Raw genomic sequence first — 2876 nt, 5'->3', positions numbered from 1 at the left:
TTAAATATCTTGTTAACTATAAAACTTCATCGGAAATGATTCAACGTTATGTTCCTGATGTGAAAATGATTGCTATATTGAGAAATCCTGTAGACAGAGCTTATTCTGATTATTTAATGCACCTTCGCGATGGGATAAATGTGGGAAAAGTTCGTTCTCTAAGCGAACAAGTTAAATTTCGTGCAGATAGTTCTTCAACAATCAAGAAAGGATTATATTATTCTCCTATCAAACATTATTTTGATAGTTTCGACCGGGAAAAATTAAAAATTATTCTCCATGATGATTTAACTAAAGATTCTTTAAAGGTTATGCAAGAGATTTATAGATTTATTGGGGTAGATGATACATTTAACCCTGATACTTCAAAGCGTAGTCAAAGTGCGGCTGTACCTAAGAATCAAACATTGAATAATTTATTGAAAACAAAAAATCCAGTTAGGACAGCTATTTCATCAACGCTTAGAGTATTAATGCCTTTAGAAATGCGGCAGAAATTACGCTCTAGTATAATTAAGTTAAATTCAGCAGGAAAAGAACTCAAACCTCTTTCTTCAGAAGAGCGTCAACTATTAACTGAATTCTACCGTGAAGATATTCTCAAATTACAAGATTTAATTGATAGAGACCTTTCATCTTGGTTGGAATAGTATGGTAAGCATTCAGTATTCAGCAGTCAGCTATCAGCTTTATTATCTTTAAAAGAGAAAAAGCAATTTTATCAAAGTTTTAGAGTAGGAATCTCTGTCTGCTAACTATAACGTCTTAGTTTTTCTATTGTTGTCGCTTTTGTGGTGATGAAAAATTAGGCACTCATAACTATAACGTCTTAGTTTTCCATCTACTAAGTAGGTTACTTCTACAAATCAGGCACCCATAACTATAACGTCTTAGTTTTGCCATCTAGTAAGTATGATCGGGACTTACGCATGAGGTACGAAAAACAACGATCCCCCTAAATCCCCCTTAAAAAGGGGGACTTCCGGTTTCCCCCCTTGTCAAGGGGGGTTAGGGGGGATCTCCAGCAGTGTATCCACACTTACTGAAAAATTCGGCGTTGGTAAATTAGTGTATGATATGAATCTTAATTCTTTAGGAGTCAGGAGTCAGGAGTCAGAAGGAAAGAAAGAAGAAGAAACCCCGAGTAGAAAGATAAAGTTTTTCGGGGAGCGTAAAGGTCACGGAGTTCTATTGCGCTCTTATCCAGACATGGTATCATATCTCAAATTACCAACGCCAAAAATTCTATACAATAATGTTCTAGCACGTTGCTGAAATACTGAGAAAATTTTTGAGGCAAAACATTGGGTGGTTATTTATAAGAATTTTTTTTAGGTTGGGTTGAAGTAAGAAAGTTATGATGGTTATGGAAAATCGATGTTTGTATTTGTAGCTATTACAATAATTGTAAAAATTCTTTTATTGAGCTATGAATTTTCCTAAAACAAATCAGCAGAATCAGATACCACGACGTTTTCGAGAAAGAATACAAGTAGCTAAAGATAAAAAACTTAAGGAATTAAACTTAAGTAATGTTTCTTTGAGCAGAGATGATGAAATATTGACTGAAATCCCTACTGAGGTTTGGAAGCTAGAGCAGCTAGAAGTATTAAATTTAAGAAATAATCAATTAACAAACATTTCGGAGTCAATCTCTAAACTCACCAATTTAACTAGGCTTTATCTAGGTGGTAATCAATTAACAACTATCCCGGATTCAATCTCTAAACTCAGGAACTTAACTGGGCTGGATTTAAGTGATAATCAATTAAAAAACATCCCGGAATCAATCTCTAAACTCATCAATTTAACTGGGCTTTATTTAGGTGGTAATCAGTTAACAAATATCCCGGAATCAATTACTCAACTCACCAATTTAATTAGGCTTGATTTAAGTGATAATCAATTAACAACCATCCCGGATACAAATTTGAGAAATTAAACGAATGGAAAAGTAATGGCAGACAAAAAACTAACTGCGATAATTATCCCTATGATGAAGTGGATATCCGAAGTTTAATTGATCATGTAATAGACATTGATGATGTAATAGACGGAGACTTGAGTAGAGAATTTTTACAAGCTAGTCATCGTCCAAATGATATTTATATAGTTGATAGTAGAGATTTTGTTATAGATAGTAATAATATTGTTGGGAATAAAACCATGACAAAAAAAATTGTCAATGACCAAAGCCAAAATATAGAAAATAAAGATGGAAATATTGTGGGTAATGTATTCGGTGACGAGAGTAAGATTCAAGGTAAAGTAACAGCAAATTCTCCAGAACCAGAAATAGAAAAACCCAAGAAATTTGGATTTCTAGATTCCTTGACTTGGATGCAGAATGGGCAAATTATTTACTACTTGTTATGTACAATATTTGCCATTATTGGCATTGCTATATTGTTTATCCATCCAAAATCGGTAGAGAAATTTCAAGAGATATTTCTCACTCCGCAAGTAGAAAAAGAATTCGATCAAAGGGAGTAATATTATGTCTGATTATAGCTGCACAGTTTTAGCTGTGTCAATCTACTACAAATTTTACTTTTGAATTTTTAACTTCCTAACGCACCCGACAAACCTTACTTTTGACTTTTGACTTCTGACTTGATATAAAATTGCATCCTCAGAAAATTGATACTTTGCCATTAGTCTAATCCATATTCATTTTTTAATCTAGTGCAGGATGGCAGAAATAAGTGACCAGTAGAAGCAATGCCTTCTTCCTGAGATAGAATACTCAGAAGTGTGATCGCGATCGTAAAATAAATGGTCAATAGCCAAGCTAAAAATGATCGGCATTGAGTTGGATCCTTGAGTCAGTATGACCATGAATCTGAATCTGGTTAATCATCCTCTGAAAACCCCTG

The 2876-nt window shown here is 33.8% G+C and carries 5 protein-coding genes; 4 read left to right on the top strand and 1 reads right to left on the bottom strand.

Translation table 11 applies throughout. The annotated features are described in order from the left end of the window. From F6K13_RS26580 to F6K13_RS26565, 4 genes are all read left to right on the top strand, one after another. Nucleotides 1-650 (top strand): sulfotransferase domain-containing protein (locus tag F6K13_RS26580; RefSeq protein ID WP_287288938.1); only part of this gene is annotated, 650 nt, incomplete at its 5' end. Between the two features lie 427 nt (nucleotides 651-1077). Continuing rightward, complete coding sequence (locus F6K13_RS26575) at nucleotides 1078-1275, top strand: hypothetical protein (protein WP_124147020.1); 198 nt, start codon at nucleotides 1078-1080, stop codon at nucleotides 1273-1275. 154 nt (nucleotides 1276-1429) lie between these two features. Beyond that, nucleotides 1430-1942: a leucine-rich repeat domain-containing protein gene (locus tag F6K13_RS26570; RefSeq protein ID WP_124147019.1), complete on the top strand. Its 513-nt coding sequence runs from the start codon at nucleotides 1430-1432 to the stop codon at nucleotides 1940-1942. A gap of 59 nt (nucleotides 1943-2001) precedes the next feature. Next, a complete protein-coding gene (locus F6K13_RS26565) occupies nucleotides 2002-2493 on the top strand; it encodes a hypothetical protein (protein WP_124147018.1) in 492 nt (163 codons plus the stop codon). A gap of 161 nt (nucleotides 2494-2654) precedes the next feature. On the opposite strand, the gene F6K13_RS26560 is transcribed toward F6K13_RS26565, so the two are convergent. Then, the gene (locus F6K13_RS26560; protein WP_287288936.1) at nucleotides 2655-2783 is read right to left on the bottom strand and encodes a hypothetical protein; all 129 of its coding nucleotides are present in this window, start codon (nucleotides 2781-2783) and stop codon (nucleotides 2655-2657) included. Between the last annotated feature and the right edge of the window lie 93 nt (nucleotides 2784-2876).

Origin of the sequence: Okeania sp. SIO2B9, assembly GCF_010672505.1 — a bacterium.
GTDB classification, from domain to species: domain Bacteria; phylum Cyanobacteriota; class Cyanobacteriia; order Cyanobacteriales; family Microcoleaceae; genus Okeania; species Okeania hirsuta.
Note: the sequence above shows the minus strand (reverse complement) of the source record. Positions and strands in the feature narration are given on the sequence as shown.

What these genes read in the sequence shown, in the direction of transcription:
- F6K13_RS26570 (WP_124147019.1), top strand. Translation starts at nt 1,430, where the DNA reads ATGAATTTTCCTAAAACAAATCAGCAGAATCAGATACCACGACGTTTT.
- F6K13_RS26575 (WP_124147020.1), top strand. Translation starts at nt 1,078, where the DNA reads ATGAATCTTAATTCTTTAGGAGTCAGGAGTCAGGAGTCAGAAGGAAAG.